At 71.1% G+C, this 18,719-nt stretch carries 16 protein-coding genes; 13 read left to right on the top strand and 3 right to left on the bottom strand.

Going from position 1 to position 18,719, the window contains the following annotated elements; translation table 11 throughout:
- Nucleotides 1–51: 51 nt before the first annotated feature.
- The 7 genes from AB0J74_RS28420 to AB0J74_RS28390 all read left to right on the top strand — a co-directional run bounded on the left by AB0J74_RS28420 (nt 52) and on the right by AB0J74_RS28390 (nt 6,191).
- Nucleotides 52–903, top strand: a complete 852-nt coding sequence (locus tag AB0J74_RS28420) for an STAS domain-containing protein (RefSeq protein WP_363453238.1) — start codon at nt 52–54, stop codon at nt 901–903.
- Nucleotides 903–1,307 (top strand): STAS domain-containing protein, encoded by a 405-nt coding sequence (locus tag AB0J74_RS28415; RefSeq protein ID WP_363453236.1) that lies wholly within the window; start codon nt 903–905, stop codon nt 1,305–1,307. The genes AB0J74_RS28420 and AB0J74_RS28415 overlap by 1 nt, the downstream gene beginning before the upstream one ends.
- Nucleotides 1,304–1,714, top strand: a complete 411-nt coding sequence (locus AB0J74_RS28410) for an ATP-binding protein (protein WP_363453234.1) — start codon at nt 1,304–1,306, stop codon at nt 1,712–1,714. The genes AB0J74_RS28415 and AB0J74_RS28410 overlap by 4 nt, the downstream gene beginning before the upstream one ends.
- Nucleotides 1,702–2,724, top strand: coding sequence for a SpoIIE family protein phosphatase (locus AB0J74_RS28405; protein ID WP_363453232.1), 1,023 nt, complete (start codon nt 1,702–1,704; stop codon nt 2,722–2,724). Before AB0J74_RS28410 ends, AB0J74_RS28405 begins: the two co-directional genes overlap by 13 nt.
- On the top strand, nt 2,721–4,067 hold the full coding sequence (locus AB0J74_RS28400) for a sensor histidine kinase (RefSeq protein ID WP_363453230.1): 1,347 nt from the start codon (nt 2,721–2,723) through the stop codon (nt 4,065–4,067). The genes AB0J74_RS28405 and AB0J74_RS28400 overlap by 4 nt, the downstream gene beginning before the upstream one ends.
- Complete coding sequence (locus tag AB0J74_RS28395) at nt 4,054–5,613, top strand: SpoIIE family protein phosphatase (RefSeq protein WP_363453228.1); 1,560 nt, start codon at nt 4,054–4,056, stop codon at nt 5,611–5,613. Before AB0J74_RS28400 ends, AB0J74_RS28395 begins: the two co-directional genes overlap by 14 nt.
- A gap of 101 nt (nt 5,614–5,714) precedes the next feature.
- Nucleotides 5,715–6,191 carry a DUF1707 domain-containing protein gene (locus AB0J74_RS28390; protein WP_363453226.1) on the top strand — a complete coding sequence of 159 codons (477 nt, stop codon included), beginning with the start codon at nt 5,715–5,717 and terminating at the stop codon, nt 6,189–6,191.
- Nucleotides 6,192–6,257: 66 nt separating this feature from the next.
- Here the strand turns inward: AB0J74_RS28390 and AB0J74_RS28385 are convergent, their stop codons facing one another.
- Together AB0J74_RS28385 and AB0J74_RS28380 are read right to left on the bottom strand one after the other, a co-directional pair.
- A complete protein-coding gene (locus AB0J74_RS28385; RefSeq protein WP_363453224.1) occupies nt 6,258–7,349 on the bottom strand; it encodes a serine hydrolase domain-containing protein in 1,092 nt (363 codons plus the stop codon).
- 30 nt (nt 7,350–7,379) lie between these two features.
- The gene (locus tag AB0J74_RS28380; protein WP_363453222.1) at nt 7,380–7,862 is read right to left on the bottom strand and encodes a TetR/AcrR family transcriptional regulator; all 483 of its coding nucleotides are present in this window, start codon (nt 7,860–7,862) and stop codon (nt 7,380–7,382) included.
- 26 nt (nt 7,863–7,888) lie between these two features.
- Between AB0J74_RS28380 and AB0J74_RS28375 the strand changes: the two genes are divergently transcribed.
- The 6 genes from AB0J74_RS28375 to AB0J74_RS28350 all read left to right on the top strand — a co-directional run bounded on the left by AB0J74_RS28375 (nt 7,889) and on the right by AB0J74_RS28350 (nt 17,762).
- A complete protein-coding gene (locus tag AB0J74_RS28375; protein WP_363453220.1) occupies nt 7,889–8,152 on the top strand; it encodes a hypothetical protein in 264 nt (87 codons plus the stop codon).
- A gap of 57 nt (nt 8,153–8,209) precedes the next feature.
- Nucleotides 8,210–8,563: a hypothetical protein gene (locus AB0J74_RS28370; RefSeq protein WP_363453218.1), complete on the top strand. Its 354-nt coding sequence runs from the start codon at nt 8,210–8,212 to the stop codon at nt 8,561–8,563.
- 114 nt (nt 8,564–8,677) lie between these two features.
- Nucleotides 8,678–10,201, top strand: coding sequence for an amidohydrolase family protein (locus tag AB0J74_RS28365; RefSeq protein ID WP_363453216.1), 1,524 nt, complete (start codon nt 8,678–8,680; stop codon nt 10,199–10,201).
- 97 nt (nt 10,202–10,298) lie between these two features.
- Entirely contained in the window at nt 10,299–10,889 is a 591-nt protein-coding gene (locus tag AB0J74_RS28360) for a hypothetical protein (RefSeq protein ID WP_363453214.1), read from the top strand.
- Complete coding sequence (locus AB0J74_RS28355) at nt 10,889–12,901, top strand: flotillin family protein (protein ID WP_363453212.1); 2,013 nt, start codon at nt 10,889–10,891, stop codon at nt 12,899–12,901. The genes AB0J74_RS28360 and AB0J74_RS28355 overlap by 1 nt, the downstream gene beginning before the upstream one ends.
- On the top strand, nt 12,894–17,762 hold the full coding sequence (locus AB0J74_RS28350) for a DNA repair ATPase (RefSeq protein WP_363453210.1): 4,869 nt from the start codon (nt 12,894–12,896) through the stop codon (nt 17,760–17,762). Before AB0J74_RS28355 ends, AB0J74_RS28350 begins: the two co-directional genes overlap by 8 nt.
- On the opposite strand, the gene AB0J74_RS28345 is transcribed toward AB0J74_RS28350, so the two are convergent.
- The gene (locus tag AB0J74_RS28345; RefSeq protein WP_363453208.1) at nt 17,759–18,715 is read right to left on the bottom strand and encodes a membrane dipeptidase; all 957 of its coding nucleotides are present in this window, start codon (nt 18,713–18,715) and stop codon (nt 17,759–17,761) included. The two genes, AB0J74_RS28350 and AB0J74_RS28345, sit on opposite strands and share 4 nt — an antisense overlap.
- Between the last annotated feature and the right edge of the window lie 4 nt (nt 18,716–18,719).

Below are 18,719 nucleotides of genomic sequence, written 5' to 3'. Positions count from 1 at the left end.
GCCCGCTGGCGGCATCCTGGACCGGCCGGCCTGTCCCTGGGGAGGGTATGGATGGGACTTACCGCGCAGGAGAGCGGCCGCCTGCTGGCGTTGCTCGATACGCAGGCCGAGAAGCTGACCGAGACCTGGACCGACGCCGTCACGGCACCGCTGCGCGGCCGGCTGACCAGGGCTGAGCTGCACAAGCAGGTGCAGGATCTGCACCGCGCGATCATCGAGTCGCTGCACGGCGGCGCTTTCGATCTCGCCGGCGACGACGCGGGCGGCCTGCGCGCCACGCTGGTCGATCTGTCCCGCAGCCGGGCCCGGCAGGGTTTCAGCGCCTCGGAGACCGCGGTCACCATCTTCGGCCTCAAGACCGCCCTGTTCGAGACGCTCGACGTGCACGACGGTGACCGGCAGGCGGTCGCGGACGTGATCGCGGCCGGTCGGATGGTCGACGAGCTGGGCCTGTTCACCTTCGAGACCTATGCCAAGACCCGCGAGGAGCTGATCGCCGACCAGGCTGAGCAGCTGCTGGAGCTGGCCACGCCGGTGGTCAAGCTATGGGAGGGCGTGGTCGCGATCCCGCTGGTCGGCACGCTCGACTCGGCCCGCGCCCAGGTGGTGATGGAACGGCTGCTGGAGACGCTGGTCGAGACCAGCTCGCCGTACGCGATCATCGACATCACCGGCGTACCCGCCGTCGACACCCAGGTCGCCCAGCACATCCTCAAGACGGTGGTGGCGGCGCGGTTGATGGGCGCCGAATGCATCATCTCCGGCATCCGCCCGCAGATCGCCCAGACGATCGTGGCGCTCGGCATCGAGTTCGGCGACATCGCCACCAAGGCGACGCTGGCCGACGCGCTGCGCCACGCACTGCGGATGATCGAGGCGGGTCGCAAGGCCCGGAGCAACTGATGGAACGCGTCCCGGTCCTCAAGATCGGTGACCTGCTGCTGGTCTCCATCCAGGTCGACATGCAGGACCAGACCGCGCTGGCGCTGCAGGAAGACCTGGCCGATCGGATCGTCACGACCGGCTGCCACGGTGTGATCATCGACATCACCGGGCTCGACATCGTCGACTCCTTCGTCGGCCGGATGCTCTCCTCGATCGCCTCGATCTCCCGCGTCCTCGATGCGGAGACGGTGGTCGTCGGCATGCGCCCGGCGGTCGCGATCACACTGGTCGAGCTCGGGCTTTCGCTCAACGGCATCCGCACGGCGCTCAACGTCGAGCGGGGCATGGAACTGCTGGCCCAGTCGCGCGAGGACGGTTCCGTCGAACTCGACTTCGATCTCGACGGTCACCCCGCGCCGTGACCACCGAAGTCCAGACGGAGGTCGTCACCATCGCCGCTGACCAGGACGTGGTTCGGGTGCGGCAACTGGTGCGGACGGCGGCGGTCGCGGCGAAGCTGTCGCTGGTCGACCAGACCAAACTGGTCACCGCGGCGAGCGAACTGGCCCGCAACACGCTCGTGTACGGCGGTGGCGGCGGCGCCGAGGTGACCGTCGTCGACAGCGGGCGGCGCAAGGGCATCCGGATCGTGTTCACCGACGACGGTCCCGGCATCGCCGATCTCGACCTGGCCCTCACCGACGGCTACACCACCGGCGGCGGGCTTGGCCTCGGGCTCAGCGGCGCGCGCCGACTGGTCGACGAGTTCGACATCGACACCGCGGCGGGCCGGGGCACCCGGATCACCGTCCTGAAGTGGGCGCGGTAGCGGTGAGCCGCAACAGCGGCCTCATCGACGGCGGGCTGTGGTTCCGCCTCGACGAGGTCAGCGCGGTCAGCGCCGCGCGCCGGGCCGCCGAGGATCTCGGCGCCGAGGTCGGGCTCGGCACCGACTCCCTCAGCGGCCTCGCTATCGTCGCCACCGAACTGGCCAGCAACCTCGTCAAGCATGCCGACGACGGCCTGCTGCTGGTGCGCCGGGTGCGCTCGGCGGAGGTGGCCGGCGTGGAACTGCTCGCGGTCGACACCGGTCCCGGGATGGCCGACGTGACCCGGTTCGCCCGCGACGGCCACTCGACCACCGGGACGCTCGGCATCGGCCTCGGCGCGATCGCCCGCCAGGCCGGGACGCTCGACGTCAGCTCGGTCGAGGGACGGGGCACGGTGATACTCGCGCAGGTCTGGCCCGGGCCGCCGCCGGCACCGGCCACGGCGGCCGCGGTCAGCCGGGCGATGAGCGGCGAGGAAGTGTGCGGCGACGGCTACGCGGTGCGCTCCGCCGGCGGGCGCACCCAGGTTCTGGTCAGCGACGGTCTTGGGCACGGTCCGATGGCCGCGGCCGCCACCGCGGCCACCGTGCAGGCCTTCCAGGCCGCACCGGCCGGCCCACCGGCGGCGGTCGTCGAGCACCTGCACCGCGCGGTGCGGCACACCCGCGGTGCCGCGATCGCGGTCGCCCAACTCGACGACGGCGAGGTGCGGTTCGCCGGGCTGGGCAACATCGCCGGCTTCGTGGTCGACGACACGGCGCGGCGCGGCCTGGTCTCGCTGCCCGGGATCGCCGGTCACCAGCGCCGGGCGACGCGCGAGTTCAGCTATCCCTTCGGGCCGGGCGCCTTGCTGGTCATGCACTCCGACGGCGTGGTCGACCGGTGGAATCTCGACGACTACCCCGGGCTGCGGGAACGGGCGCCGCAGGTGGTCGCCGCGACCGTGCTGCGCGACGCCGGGACCCGGCGCGACGACGCGTGCGTGCTCGTGGCGAGGGCCCGGCGATGACCACCCGGCTGCTGCACGTGATGTTGCGTACGGAATCGGACGTGTTCGTGGCCCGGCAGCGGGCCCGCGAGGTGGCCGCTGCGGTCGGTCTCGAACACCAGGACCAGGTGCGGCTGGCCACCGCCCTGAGCGAGGTCGGTCGCACCTTGTTCACCGACCGCGACGGGCCGCCCGCGATCGGCGCCGAAGTGTGGTTCGGCGTCGACGGTGGGACACTCAGGGTCGAGGTTGTCGCGGTTCAGCCGGCCAAGACGGTGCGGCTGCCCACCCTCGGCCGGCTGGTCGACGACCTCACTGTCCAGGATGGACCGACGACCACGGTGGTGAGGATGAGCCGACGGATTCCGGGCTCGGCGGGGTTGACCGCCGACGACCTCGACCGGATCCGTGACGACCTGTCCGCGCTGGCGCCGCGCACCCCGCTCGACGAGATGGCCGAGCAGAACGAGCAGCTGCTCGCCGCGCTGGAGGAGACCCGCGCCCACCGCGACGACCTGGCCCGGCTCAACGCCGAGCTGGAGGAGACCAACCGCGGCGTGATGGCCCTCTACAACCAGCTCTCCGGCGAGCTGGAGGAGACCAACCGGGGCGTGGTGGCGCTCTACGCCGAGCTCGACGAGCGGTCGGCCCAGCTCCGCGCGGCCAGTGAGGCCAAGACCCGCTTCCTGGCCAACGTCAGCCACGAGCTGCGGGCGCCGGTGACGGCCGTGATCGGGCTCGCCCGTTTGCTCGACGACGCCGACTCCGACCCGCTGACCGAGGAGCAGGCCCGCCAGGTGGCGCTGATCCGCGGTTCCGCGGCCGACCTGCTGCGCCTGGTCAACGACCTGCTCGACCTGGCGAAGGCGGAGTCCGGCACGATCCAGCCCGACTGGGCCGAGGTCGACCTGCGTGTGCTGTTCAGCCAGCTCCGCGGCACGGTCCGGGCGATGGCGACCGGCGCCGTCGAGCTGGTCGTCGTCGACCCGTCGCCGCCCGCGACCATCCGCTCCGACGAGGTGCTGCTCGCCCAGGTGCTGCGCAACCTGCTGCACAACGGCCTCAAGTTCACCGCCGCGGGCTCCGTCCGGATGAGCGCGTCGCGGGCCGGCGACGACTGGCTGATCCAGGTCACCGACACCGGCGTCGGCATCGCCGAGGAGTTGCACGACCGCATCTTCGAGGAGTTCTACCAGGTGCCCGGCCGCTCGCCGACCGGCGCGACCGGCACCGGCCTGGGCCTGCCCTACGCCCGCCGCCTGGTCACCCTGCTCGGCGGCATGCTGACGGTGACCAGCGCGCCGGGCGCCGGCAGCACGTTCACGGTCCGGCTGCCGGCGGGCGGCGATCATGGAGCATCCTGAGTCGACGACCGTCCTGGTCGTCGACGACAGCGACGCCAAGCGCTACCTGCTGACCCGCTGGCTGACCCGGGCCGGTCTCACCGTGGTCGAGGCCGACAGCGGCGCCGCCGCGCTCGAACGGGTCGCGCGGGGCGACATCGACCTGGTCGTCCTCGACGTGCGACTCGGCGATATGAGCGGCTTCGAGGTATCCGAACGGATCAAGTCACACCCGACGCTGGCGGCGACACCCGTCATCCACGTGTCCGCGCACGCTGTCGACGTGGCCGATCGCGCGCAGGGCCTGACCCGCGGCGCCGACGCCTATCTGGCCGAGCCGATCGAGCCCGACGAGTTGATCGCGACCGCGCATGCCGTGCTGCGCTACTACCGGGCGCGGCGGCACGCCGAGACGCTGGCCGCCGGCCTGACCCGGTTGGCCGAGACGACGGTGGCGGTCAACAGCGCGCGTACCCTCGCCGAGTTGCTGACCGCGGCCGCGATCGGGGCCGCGGAGATCTTCGGCAGCGGGGCTGTGGTGGCGGCCGACACGGTCACCGCGGGCAGTTCCGCGGGCGACCGCCTGGTGGCGGCCGTGGCCGACCCGCACTCGCCGCCATTGATCCGCGAATGGCCGGCCGCGACGGCGGTGGTGCCGGTCGGTGCCGCGGTCCGCAGCGACCCGGCCACCCAGTGGCCGCAGCTCGACTGGCCTACCGACGAGGTCGCCGTCGGCACGGCCCGACTGCGCGGCGACCGCCCGCCGCTGCACGTGGCGGTGCCGGCCACGGCGTTGCGCCAGCAGGCCGACGTGCTGCGCCTGCTGGTCCAGTCGGTGGCGGCCGCGGTCGAGGCGCAGCGCACCTACGACGAGGAGCATCGGATCGCGCTCACTCTGCAGCGCAGCCTGTTGCCGCAACGGATACCGGCGGTACCGGGCTACGACCTGGCGGTCCGCTACGTCCCGGCGAGCGCGCAGACCGAGGTCGGCGGCGACTTCTACGAGCTGACGATGATCGACGGCCATCTGCTGGCCGCGATCGGCGACGTGACCGGGCACTCCCTCTACGCCGCCACGGTGATGGCGGAACTCCGGCACGCGGTCCGGGCGTACGCCGTCGAGGGTCACCCGCCCGGTGCCGTGCTGGAGAAGACCAACCAGTTGCTGCTCACCTTGCTGCCGGGCGAGTTGGCGACGATCTGCGTGCTCACGATCGAGCCCGCCACCGGCCGGATCCGGCTGGCCAACGCGGGCCATCTGCCACCGGTGCTCGTCATCGACGGCGTCGCCACATACGTCGACCATCCCGCGCCGTTGCTCGGCATCGCCGCACCGCGCCCGGCCGACCTCGAACTGGTCCTCCCACCCGGTGGCACGCTGGTCCTCTACACCGACGGCCTGGTCGAACGCCGGGCCCGCAACATCGACGACGGCTTGGCCGACCTGGCCGCGGCGGCCGTCCTGGTGGATTCCGATCTGGAGTCCTACGCCGACCGCCTGTTGATGACCCTGGCCACCCCTCCGGTCGGCGACGACATCGCGGTCGTCGCCCTCCGCCGGTCATAGCGCCATCAACACCCGCCGAACTGGTCCCGTCAACGAGACGAGCGTAGGAGGACTTCACGTTCCCGGCTTGGCAGGATCACGTGAATGCCGGGTAAAGCACGATGAACGAGCGCGTCGGAACCGCCCAGCGAACCCACGTGGTCAACTTGCTCACGGGTGCGCTCGAGCAGGGCTATCTGGATCTGGCCGAGTATGAACACCGAATGGCGGGTGCGAACGAGGCCAAATGGCTGGGCGAGTTGCTGGCCCAACTCGCGGACCTACCGCCACAGTTCCGTTGGGATCCGCAGCAGCAGCCCATTGTCCAACAGGGACCAGACGTCGGATTGGGCAGGCCATCTGTCGTTGCCGCGCTCATCGTCGGCGGCCTCTCGATTCCCCTGTCCTGCTGCTTCGGCGTCGGCGGCGTAGCCGGTATAGCCGCGATTCTGCTGAGCATTCGTGGGCTGCGGCAGCCGGAAACGCGAGCATTGGCGGCCCTGGCCCTCGCAGCCGGCACCGTCGGCGTCCTACTCTCGGGCGTTTTCGTCGCGATCTATGTAAGCGATCCGAGTGCGCTCGTGCCGCCGGAGCAGTGACACGAGGCCGGCGCGAACATCCGCGCGCCGGTTACTGCTCACCTGCTCGGGCAGCTCGGGAGAGGTCTAACTGACCGCGCCGCGGATGAGCTTGCGCAGGTCTTCCATCGGGTCTTCGGCTCCGGCGGACAGCAGGTTCTTGGTTGCCGCAACGGTCAACCCGATCTCCGGGAACGCGTAGGCGATGCTGCCGCCGTTGCCGCTGGCGCCGAAGAAGTCCTCCTGCAGCTGATAGCCCAGCCCGCGCGGTGCCGGGAAGCCGACCGCCCAGTCGTCGCCGGTCATCGCCAGCGTGGTGGCCTCGCGGAGCCGCTCCGGCGAGATCAGCCGGACGCCGTCGACCTCGCCGATCAGCGCCGCGAGCATCTTCGCCGCCGCGCGGGCGGTCATCGTGCCGACCGCGCCGATCTCGGCGCGCAGCACGCCGGGGTCGTTGCCCAGCGCGCGATCGGGCCGCACGCCGGGCGGCGCGATCCGGTCGAAGTTGACCATGAACTGGCTGGCCGCCGCCATCGCCGCCGCCAGGTTGCGGTCTTCGAGGGTGGCCAACCGAGGAAGATCCGCATCGGGTACGGCGAGGAAGAGCTCACCAGCGACCCCGAGCGGCCCGGCGACGTCGTCGGCCAGCACCTGCGTCAGCGTCCGCCCGGTCGCCCGCCGGACCGTCTCACCGATCAGGTAGCCGAACGTCCAGGCGTGATAGCCGTAGGCCGTGCCGGGTGTCCACAGTGGTGTCGCGTCGGCCAGCAGCGCGCACATCCCGGCCCAGTCGGTCAGGTCGGCCCGGGTGATGTCGGCCGGCAGCGCGGGCACGCCGGCGCTGTGCGTCAGCGCGTGCCGCAGCGTGGTGCCCTCCTTGCCGTGCCGCCCGTATTCCGGCCACACGTCGGCGATCCGCAGGTCATAGTCGATCTGGCCGCGCTCGGCCAGCACGTGCACGGCGGTCGCGGTGAGCGCCTTGCCGGTGGAGAAGCTGAAGATCGGCGTGTCGGCGGTCAGCGGCCGGCCGGTCTGCCGGTCGGCGAGGCCGGCGACCTCGTCGATCAGCACCTCGCCGCCCAAGTAGGCGCACACCTGCACGCCGGCCTCGATCCCGTCGGCGATCAGCCCGCTGACCGTCGTGCGTACCTGTTGCCGCAACTCGTCCCGCTTGATCACACAAACACGCTACGACCGGGGGCAACCGGATTAGCGCGGATCGAGCAGCGCCGTGATGGGTGCGGCGAGCTTGGCCAGCACCTGCTCGGTCGGCACACCGCGGGCCAGCGCGTGTTCCAGCACCCCGTGCAGGCCGTGCAGCAGGAACTCGACGCTGAACTCGGGATCGGCGACGCCGAGTTCGCCGGCCGCGACGCCGGCACGGACCAGACCGACCAGCCGCGCGGCGACCGGCCCCAACTCGTCTGCCTCGTCGATGCCGGCCTCGTGGAAGAGCAGCGAGACCAGTTGGGCGTCGGCGACGGCGAACCCGAACATGCCGGCGACGAATGCCCGGATCTGCTCGATGACCGGGCCCTGCGCCGGCATCGCCCGGTCACCCGCCGCCACGGTCCGCTCGATGTAGCGGCCCCGCAGGGCGGTGAAGATCTGGGCCTTGGAGTCGAAGTATTCGTAGATCGTGCCCTTGCCCAGCCCGGCCTCCGCCGCGATGTCGTCGATCGTGGCGGTCAATCCCAGCCGGCAGCCGGGAGCGCGCCATGGCCCTCTTCCTTCGCGCCGCCGTCACCGAGGTCGCGCCGCTGACCGACCGCATGCGGGCGATCCGCCTCGCCGGCGAGTCGCTGCGTGGGCTGGCCTGGCGACCCGGCCAACACATCCGGGTCAACGTCACCCCGCCGAGTCGCTGGTTGCGCAACCCGGGCGACGCCCGCCGCACGTACTCGATCTGGGATCTCGACCCGGACCGCGGGCTGATCGACCTGGCCGTGCTCGACCACGGCGACGGGCCGGGCAGCGTCTAGGCCCGCACCGCCCGCCCCGGCGACCCGGTCAGCCTCAGCAGGCCCGAGGGCCGGCTCGTGCTTCGCGACGCGAACGGCCCGCACGTGTTCACCGGCGACGAGACCGCCGCCGTGCCGTTCGCGGCCATGCTCCGGGCACTCCCCGACGACGCCGCGGTCGACGGGGTGTTAAAGGCCAGCGGACCGGCCGGCGAGGTGCCGCTGCCCGCCAACTCGACCGGGTCCACGATGGACAGATTCTCGACGCTATCCGGCATCGCGACCTGGCCACCGAAGGCACCGTCTACATCGCGGGTGAGGCACGCACCTGCCAGGCGATCCGCCAACACTTGCCTGCGCGACCGCCGGTGGCCGCGCGGCGCCGTCATGGTCAAGCCCTTCTGGACACCGGGGCGGCGCGGCATGGACTGACCACGGTAAGGCTGTCCCTACCGTCGATACGCCCGCTCACGGCAATGACCGAGCGTGGGCAGGTGGGAGATCGTGAATGCCGACAGCCGGTCACGAAATCGAAAGGGTAGAGACATGCAGCGCAGCGACATCTCCCGCCGTACGGTCCTCGCCGGCGCCGCCGGGCTCGCCACGGGCGCCGCCGTCGGTCTTGGCCGGGCCAGCGCGGCACCGCGCGAGCCTTCAGCGGCCGACCGGGTCACCGCCATCACCCACGTCACTGTCATCGACGCGACCGGCGCTCCGGCCAAGCGCGACACGACCGTCGTGCTGCGCGACGGCCGCATCCTCGCCGTCGAGCCGAGCCGGCGGATCGGCGTGCCGGCCGGCGCCGAGGTGATCGACGGGCGCGGCAGGTTTCTCATCCCAGGCCTGGCCAACATGCACAACCATACGTTCGACGGCGAGGCCATCGAGCCCCCGCTGCACATCGCCAACGGCATCACCACCGTGCGCGATATGACCGCCAACGACGACACCAGCCGGTGGCGCCGCGAGATCGAGGCCGGCACCCGGCTCGGCCCGAGGTGGACCGTCGGCAGCCCGATCGTCGACGGGTCACCGTCGCTGTGGGAGGGCCTGGGCGCGCCCTACATCGCGGCCGCGACGCCCGAGGAGGGCCGGGCCACGGTCCGCGCGCAGAAGGATGCCGGCGCCGACTTCGTGAAGGTCTACACGCGACTGTCCCGGCCGACGTTCTTCGCCATCGCCGACGAGGCGCGCCGGCAGCGGATCCCGTTCCTCGGCCACGTCTCCGACTTCGTGCAGCTGACCGAGGCCAGCGACGCCGGCCTGGCCAGCGTCGAACACCTCTTCCAGATCTGGTACGACACCTCCAGCCGCGAGGAGGAGTTGCGCCGTGACATCACCGCGGTGCCGATCGCCGGCGGCGAATACAACGGCTGGCTCAACAAGATGCACCCCTACGAGTACGCGGCCGCCCGCAGCTACGACCGGCACAAGGCGGCCGGCGTCTTCGCCCGCCTGGCCCGCAACGGCACCCGGGTCACCCCGACGCTGGTGCTGCACACGTTCACCGACATGCCCGGCGACACACCCATGAACGACCCGCGCTACGCCTACTTCCCGGCCGCGACGCGCGAGTTCTGGGCCTACGCCCTCGAACTGATCTACCTCAACGGCCGTACGCCCGAGCAGGACGCCCGCGGCCGCGAGCTCTTCGAACGCCGGTTGAGCCTGGTCAACGACCTGGACCGGGCCGGGGTCCCGCTGCTGGCCGGCACCGACAACGGCACGTCCTACCTGATGCCCGGCTTCAGTCTGCACGACGAGCTGGCCCGCCTGTCGCAGGCGGGTCTGTCCACCATGCGGGTCCTACAGACCGCGACCGTGGAACCGGCCCGCTACCTGGGCGCCCGCGACCGCGGCACGATCGAACGCGGCAACGTCGCCGACCTGGTCCTGCTCGACGCCGACCCGCTGCGCGACATCCGCAACACGACCCGCATCAACTCCGTCGTGGTCCGCGGCCGGGTGATCGGCCCGACCGAACGCCAGCGGATGCTCGCCGACGTCAAGCGGGCGGCGACGGCGATGCCGGTGCCCGCACAACCCAAGGCCGCGACCTGCCCATGCTGACCAATTCGATCATGGGCTCATCCGACATTCGGATGAGCCCATGTTTGTGCGCCCGTGCCATCATCCTGAGGAACATTCATGGGGGTGGTTTCGACAGGTGGGCGACTTCATCGACACCGCTCTGGGCTTTCCGTCCGTCGTCTTCACCGTCCTGCTCGCCGTCGTGATCTGTTACTGGATCGTGGTGCTCGCGGGTGGGCTCGACACCGACACCGACGGTGGGCTCGACGACCTGCTCGACCGGCTCGGGCTCGGCGGCACAGCGGGCACCGTCGTGCTGTCCATTGTGATCGCGGTGGCCTGGTTCGCCAGTCTGGTCGGCACCGTTGTGCTGCCCGAGAACGTCTTCCTCGACATCCTCGTGCTGGCCGCCAGCCTCGCGGTCGCCTGGGTGGTCGCCAACCAGCTTCGCCGGCCATTGCGGCGGTTGTTCCCGACCGGGCCTGAGGCGTCGCGGCACGACTTCGTCGGGCGCGAGTGTGTCATCCGCACCGGGCGGGTGGGCACCGACTTCGGCCAGGCCGAGGTGCACGCCGCCGACGGGTCGTCGGCCATCGTCCAGGTGCGCCAGACCGGCGCCGACAGCTTCGCCGCCGGTACGCGTGCGGTGATCTACGACTACGACTCCGCCGGCGAGTTCTTCTGGGTCGTGCCGGCCGACCTCTCGAATCGACCGAAGGACCGTTGATGGACGTCATCTCGCTCGGGTTCCTCGTCCTCCTGCTCGTGCTGGTGCTCGTCGTCCTCGGCACGTTGCTGCTGGTCAGCCGGCTGTTCCGCAAGGTCGAGCAGGGCAAGGCGCTGATCATCTCGAAGACCCGGAAGGTCGACGTCACGTTCACCGGCGCGGTCGTGCTGCCCGTGTTCCACAAGTCCGAGATCATGGACATCTCGGTGAAGACGATCGACATCGAGCGGTTCGGCAACGACGGGCTGATCTGTCAGGACAACATCCGGGCCGACATCAAAATCACCTTCTTCGTACGCGTGAACAAGACCGCCGAAGACGTGGTCAAGGTGGCCCAGGCGATCGGCACGGCCCGCGCCAGCGACCGGGAGACGCTCCAGGAGCTGTTCAGCGCCAAGTTCTCCGAGGCCCTTAAGACGGTCGGCAAGCAGCTCGACTTCGTGGACCTCTACACCAAGCGCGACGAGTTCCGCGACCGGATCATCGCCGTCATCGGCACCGACCTCAATGGATACTCACTCGAAGACGCCGCGATCGACGTGTTGGAGCAGACCCCGCTCGACCAGCTCGACCCGCGCAACATCCTCGACGCGCAGGGCATCCGGAAGATCACCGAGCTGACCGCCGCGGAGAACGTGCGGACCAACGAGTTCCGGCGCAACGAGGAGAAGGAGATCACCCGCCAGAACGTCGACGCCAAGGAAGCCATCCTCGAGCTGGAACGGCGGCAGGCCGACGCGGAGATCAAGCAGCGCCGCGAGATCGACACCATGAAGGCCCGCGAAGAGGCGGAGACCGAGCTGGTCCGGGCGGAGCAGCGGCTGCGCTACAACTCCGCCAACCTGCGCACCGACGAGCAACTCGGCGTCCAGCGGGAGAACCAGGCCCGAGAGATCGCGGTCGCGGAGAAGAACCGCGAGCGGGTCATCGCGATCGAGACCGAGCGGATCGAGAAGGATCGGATGCTCGAGGTGATCGGCCGCGAGCGGGAGACCGAGCTGTCGACGATCGCCAAGAACAAAGAGGTCGAGGTCGAGAAGCGGGCGATCGCCGAGGTGGTCCGCGAGCGGATCGCGGTGGAGAAGACGGTCGCCGAGCAGGAAGAGATCATCAAGCGGCTGCGGGTGGTCGAAGAGGCCGAGCGGCTGCGCCAGTCGACGATCATCCAGGCCGAGGCGATGGCACAGGAGAACCTGGTCAAGGACATCAAGGCGGCGGAGGCGGCCGAAGCCGCGGCCAAGTTCCGGGCCCGCGAGCAGTTAGTGCTGGCCGAGGCCCGGCAGCAGGCCGCCGAGCTGGACACCCGCGCCAAGATCCGGCTGGCCGAGGGCGCCCAGGCCGAGGCGGCCGCCACGGGGCTGGCCGACGTGCAGGTGCGCGAGCGTGACGCCGACGCGATCGAGAAGGTCGGCCGGGCCGAGGCGATCGTCGACCGGGAGAAGGCGATCGCGGCGGCCGAGGGCATGCGCGAGAAGCTCAAGGGCGAGGCCGAAGGTCTGACCGAGAAGGCGGCGGCGATGGCGGCGCTCGACGACGCGACCCGCGAGCACGAGGAATACCGGCTGCGGCTGGAGGCCGAGAAGGAGATCCGGCTGGCCGGTATCGACGTGCAGCGGCAGGTCGCCGAGGCGCAGGCGTCGATCATCGGCAAGGGTCTGGAGAAGGCCGACATCGACATCGTGGGCGGCGACAGCATCTTCTTCGACCGGCTGATCGGTGCGATCTCGGTCGGCAAGAGCGTCGACGGCTTCGTCGGCAACTCGACGGTGGCCACGTCGCTGGCCGGCCCCTGGCTCGACGGCTCGTCGAGCTTCGCCGACGACCTCGGCAAGCTGCTCGGCAAGGTCAACACCGCCGACATCAGCAACCTGACGCTGTCGGCCTTTCTGCTCCAGCAGATCAAGGCCGGCGGCGCCGAGACGGGCAAGCTGCGCGAGTTGCTGACCGCGGCGGAGAAGCTCGGCGTGGCCGACGCGCCGGTGGCGGCGCTCAACGCCAACGCCCGTGGCTGACACGGCAACCGCGACCGCCAGTCTGGACGCCGGCACCTACGAGGTGCTGCGCGACCGGCTGGCCGCGCGGGCCGCCGAACTGGCCCGCCGGGCCGAGGAGCTCAACACCCGGCGGCTCGCCGAGTTCGGCAGCGCGGAACTGCGCCTGGTCGGCACCGACCGGGTCCGCACCGAACACAACTGCGTGCCGCGCGACATCGTGCCGGCCGCCGGCCTGATGCTGTTCGGCTACAACGTGTTCCTCGGCCTCAAGCCGGAGACCACGGTCGGCGACGTGTTCTCCCTGCACCGTTTCCTGCGCGACGGCGAGGCGTTCCGGTTCGACGACGTGCCGGCCACCGAGGTGCCCGGGCTGCTCGACGACGAGACGTTCCACCGCGACTTCGCCGAGCTCTACCGCTACTACCGGGAGACCCGGCTGGCCACCCTCCGCGAGGTCGAGGGCAAGCTGCTGGCGGTGTTCCAGACCGGCCCGCGCACCGAAGACATCCGGGTGCTGCGCTGGGCGGTGGCACCCGACGGCAACGTCAGCTACGTCGACAACCGGGGCGAGCGCGACCACACGTTCCCGTCCAGCCACGACTTCGAGTGGGTGGAGACGACCCGCGACGACCATGTGCAGGGCCGCTTTCCGCACATCTCGATCGCCGGCGAGGTGTTCGTCGAGACGGTCGGCGGCGACCTCACGCTCAAGGTCGAGGACAACACCGAGACCGGCGAGGGCATCTACTCCGAGCCCGTCGAGCAGCCGCTGCAGAGCCTGGCCGACGCCGACGTGCACTGGGCCCGGGTCGGGCCGCTGATCCTGCTGCGCGTCCGCCCCTACAAGGAGAATGCCTGGCGCTATCTGGTCTTCAACACCCGCACCAAGGGTGTCGTGCGGCTCGACGGCATCGGCCAGGCCTGCCAGCGGCTGCCCGAGGACCATGGGATCATCTTCCCGGGCGGGTTCTACCTGAGCACCGGCGTGGTCAAGACGTTCGACACCGAAACCGCCGACCTGGTCTTCGAGCGGGTGATCCGGTCGCCCAACGGCGAAGACGTGCTCTACGTCTTCCACGCCCTGGCCGACGGGCGCAGCCTGCTGCTGCCCTACAACGTGATCCGCAAGGAGGTCGCGACCCCGCTGTCGTGCCACGGCTATTCGGTGTTCGACGACGGCACCCTGGTGATCTTTCGGGCCACCTCCGACGAGCCGACCCGGGTGCACCCGATGCAGGTATGGCAGACGCCGTTCGTCTCCGACGCCTACGCCGCGCGCCAGCCGGCCGGCACCGGTCCGCTGGCCCGCGTCGGCAACGCCGACCTGGTCCGCGGCATCTCCGACGCGCTCTCGGTGGCCCGGATGATCGGCGAGATGAGCCCGTCGGTGCCGGTGTTCGAGGCGCTGATCGCCACCTGCGTACGGGTCTTCGACCACTACCACTGGCTGGGCGAGGCCGAGCTGGGTGACCTGCGCACGCCGCTGGTCGAGGTGCGGGCGACCGCCGAGCAGGTGCTCGACGAGTACGAGAAGGTGCAGGCGCTGACCGCGGCGGCCGCGACCGCGCTGGAGAAGGCCGCCACCGACATCGGGTCGCTGGTCCGGCGGGTCAACGGCGAGGTGCCCGCCAGCACCGACGGTTGGATCGGGCAGCTCGCCGAACTGCGCCGGGCCCAGGGCCACCTGGAGACGCTGCGCGAACTGCGCTACGTCGACCTGGCCCGGATCGGCACGCTCGCCGCCGAGCTGACCGACCAGCTCGACGGTGCCGCCCGCCGGGCGGTCGAGTTCCTCAAGCGCGACGACGCTTTCGCCGGCTACCACGCCGAGGTCGAGCGGCTGACCGCCGAGGGCGCCGAGGTGCCGACGGTGGCCGCGGCGGCGCCGGTCGGCGAGCTGCTGACCGAGCAGGGCGACGCGCTGCGGCTGGTGACGGACGTGGTCGGCACCCTCGACATCGCCGACGCGACCGTGCGCACCGCGATCCTGGAGCGGATCGGCGAGGTGCTCGGCGGGGTCAACCGGGCCCGCGCCACCCTCGACGCCCGCCGGCGCGAGCTGGCCGCGGTCGAGGGCCGCGCGGGCTTCGCGGCCGAGTTCGCGCTGCTCAACCAGGCGGTCACCGGCGCGCTGGCGGCCGCCTCCACGCCGGAGGCGTGCGACGACCAGCTCGGCCGGCTGCTGCTCCAGGCGGAAAACCTGGAGTCCCGCTACGGCGAGTTCGACGACTTCCTGACCGAGCTGTCGACCAAGCGCACCGACGTCTACGAGGCGTTCGCGGCGCGCAAGCAGGCCCTCGTCGACGAGCGCTCGCGCCGCGCCGACCGGCTGGTCGAGTCGGCCGACCGGATCCTCACCAGCATCCGCCGTCGTGCGTCCACGATGGACAAGCTCGACGACGTCAACACCTACTTCGCCGCCGACCCGATGGTGGCCAAGCTCCGCTCGGTCGCCGACGAGCTGCGCGCGCTCGGCGACGCCGTCCGCGGCGAAGAGCTCGACGGCCGCGTCAAGGCCGTGCGACAGGAGGCCGGGCGGGCGCTGCGCGACCGGATCGACCTGTTCCGCGACGGCGGCGAGACGATCCAGCTCGGCCGGCACCGGTTCGCCGTCAACACCCAGGCGATCGAACTGGCCCTGGTGCCGCACGAGGGCGCGATGGCGGTCGCGGTCACCGGCACCGAGTTCCGCGAGGCGGTCGACGACCCGGAGTTCGCCACCACCGCCGAATTCTGGGGCCAGCCGCTGGTCTCCGAGTCGCCGGCGGTCAGCCGCGCCGAGTTCCTGGCCACCTCGATCCTGGCCGAGCGTGCCCACGACCTCGACGGGCTGCACGCGGCCGCAGCCGGCGGCACCCTCGCCGAGCTGGTCCGGCGGGCCGCCGAGGAGCGCATCGACGAGGGCTACGAGCGGGGCATCCACGACGCCGACGCCACCGCCATCCTCGATGCGCTGCTGCGCCTGCACGCCGCGGCCGGGCTGCTGCGCTATCCCCCAGCGGCGCGGGCGGCAGCCCAGCTCTTCTGGGCGTTCGGCGCGGCCGAAGGCGATAAGCCACTATGGACCCGCCGCGCCGCCTCGCTGGCCCGGGCCCGAGCGGTGTTCGGCGGCTCGCCGGCGATCGACGATCTGCGAGCCGAGTTCGCCGCCGCGATCACCGCGCACCGGCTGGTCGACCACCCGCTGGCCGGCGAATACCTGTTCGAGGAACTGGCCGCCGGCTCGACCGGCTTCGTCACCAGCGCCGGTGCCAGGAGCCTGGTCGCCGGCTTTCGCAAGGCGCTCGGCCGGCCACGGGCCCGCGAGTTCGACGACGACCTGCGCGCGCTCGGCACCGACCTGGCCGCCCGGCACCAACTCGTCGAGGCGTGGTTGACGGCCTACGCCAAGGACGATCCCGACCTACCCGAGGCCGTGGCGATCGAGCTGTGCGGCGGCGACCTGCCCCGCTACGACTCGGCGGCCGAGCTTTCCGCGACCGTCGACGGTCTACTGGGTACCCACCCGCGGATCGCCGAGCGGCGGCTCACGGTGCGCCTGGACGAGGCGCTGGCCCGTACCCGCGAGTTCCGTGATCGTCGGGTGCCCGCCTATCGCGGCTATCAGCGGCTGCGCGCGGCGGTGACGGCCCGCGCGGCCGAACGGCTGCGGCTTGACGAGCACAAGCCGCGGGTGATGTCCGGCTTCGTGCGCAACCGCCTGCTCGACGAGGTCTACCTCCCGCTGATCGCCGACAACCTGGCCCGCCAGGTCGGCGCCGCCGGCGACGCCAAGCGGGTCGACCAGTCGGGCCTGCTGCTGCTGATCTCCCCGCCCGGCTACGGCAAGACCACCCTGATGGAATACGTCGCCAGCCGGCTGGGCCTGGTCTTCGTGAAGGTCAACGGCCCGGCCCTGGGCGCCGAGGTCACCTCCGTCGACCCGGGTTCGGCGCCGAACGCGACCGCCCGGCAAGAGGTCGAGAAGATCTCCTTCGCGCTGGAGATGGGCAGCAACGTGCTGCTCTACCTCGACGACATCCAGCACACCTCGCCGGAGCTGTTGCAGAAGTTCATCTCGCTGTGCGACGCGCAGCGCCGGATGGAGGGCGTGTGGGACGGCCGGACCCGCACGTACGACCTGCGCGGCAAGCGGTTCGCGGTGTGCATGGCCGGCAACCCCTACACCGAGTCGGGCAAGCGGTTCCGGGTGCCGGACATGCTGGCCAACCGGGCCGACGTCTGGAACCTGGGCGACGTGCTCTCCGGGCGCGAGGAGCTGTTCGCGCTCAGCTACGTGGAAAACTCGCTGACCGCCAACCCGGTGCTGGCGCCACTGTCCACACGGGAGCGTGGCGACGTGGAGCTGCTGGTGCGGATGGCCCGCGGCGACACCTCGGTGCTGCCGGACCAGCTCGCGCATCCCTATCCGGCGGTCGAGCTCAACCAGATCCGCTCGGTGCTGACCAAGCTCCTCCGGGTGCAGGACGTGGTGCTCGCCGTCAACCGGGCCTACATCGCCTCCGCCGGGCAGGACGACGCCGCGCGGACCGAGCCGCCGTTCCTGCTGCAGGGCTCCTACCGCAACATGAACAAGCTGGCCGAGCGGATCCTGCCGGTGATGAACGACGAGGAACTGGAGGCCGTCCTCGACGACCACTACCTGGGCGAGGCACAGACGCTGGCCGCCGCCGCCGAGGCCAACCTGCTCAAGCTGGCCGCCCTGCGTGGCCGGCTCACGCCTGCCCAAAAAGACCGGTGGGAGGCCGTCAAGGCCGCCTACCTCCGGGAAAAGGCGCTCGGCGGCACCGGCGACGACCCGATGACCCGCGCGGTCGGCGCGATCGGCCTGGTCGCCGACCGGATCGGCGCCGTCGAGGCGGCTCTGAAAAAGGACTAACGCCAGACCTGCTCCGCGACGCGGCGGAAGTTGCCGCCCAGGATGCCGGCGACCGCGTGGTCCGGGTAGCCGCGATCGAGCAGCGCCTGCTCGACCCGGAGCAGGTCCTCCGGCGGCATGATGGTGATCGGCCCCCAGCGGGTGTAGATCTCCGGGAACAGCTCCGGGTTGGCCATCATCTCCCGGTTGAGGTCGTCGAGGTCGAACGAGAAGTCGCTGGAGATGCCGACGTGCTCCGGGCCGATCAGCTCGACCGCGTAGTCGACGTGCCGGACGAACGCCTCCAGGCTGGCGTCGTTGGGCCCGAGGAAGATGCCGACACCGGTGATGCCCACCACGCCGCCGGTCTCGGCGCACGCACGGGCCTGGTCGTCGGTGATGTTGCGCTCGTGTTCCCAGACGCCACGCATGCACGAGTGGCTGTAGACCATCGGCGCTTCGGTGACGGCCGACAGGTCCAGGCCCGTCCGCACGCTGCAGTGCGAACCGTCGACCACCATGCCGACGGCGTTCATCTCCCGGACCAGATCCCGCCCGTACGCCGTGAGCCCCTCGTCGACCGCGTCGGTGCAGCCGGACCCGGCCGCGTTACGCACGTTGTAGGTCGGCAGCAGGGTGCGTACGCCCAGGTCGTAGAACTCCTTGACCCGCTCGAGCCGCCCGCCGAGCGGCCCGGAGTCTTCGAGGTCGAAAGCCACCCCGACCTGGCCCGCACGGGTGGCCGCGTCGATGTCGGCCACCCGGTCGACCAGCGTGAGCTTGTCGTGCGCGGTCACCTCGCGCCGCCACGTGTGCAGCAGCTCGAAGACCAGCTCGGTGGAGTGCGGCGAGAAGCCGACGTTGACCGACACGTACGCACCGCCCGGCCGCTCGTAGCGGGCCAGCTCGCCGACATCGGCGGCGGGCACGAGCGGCAGGCAGCAGTGTTGCTCCCAGAGCAGCCGTTGATCCATCACC

Source organism: Asanoa sp. NPDC049573 (assembly GCF_040676615.1).
Classification (GTDB): domain Bacteria; phylum Actinomycetota; class Actinomycetes; order Mycobacteriales; family Micromonosporaceae; genus Asanoa.
This window is presented reverse-complemented; position numbering and strand designations above follow the sequence as displayed.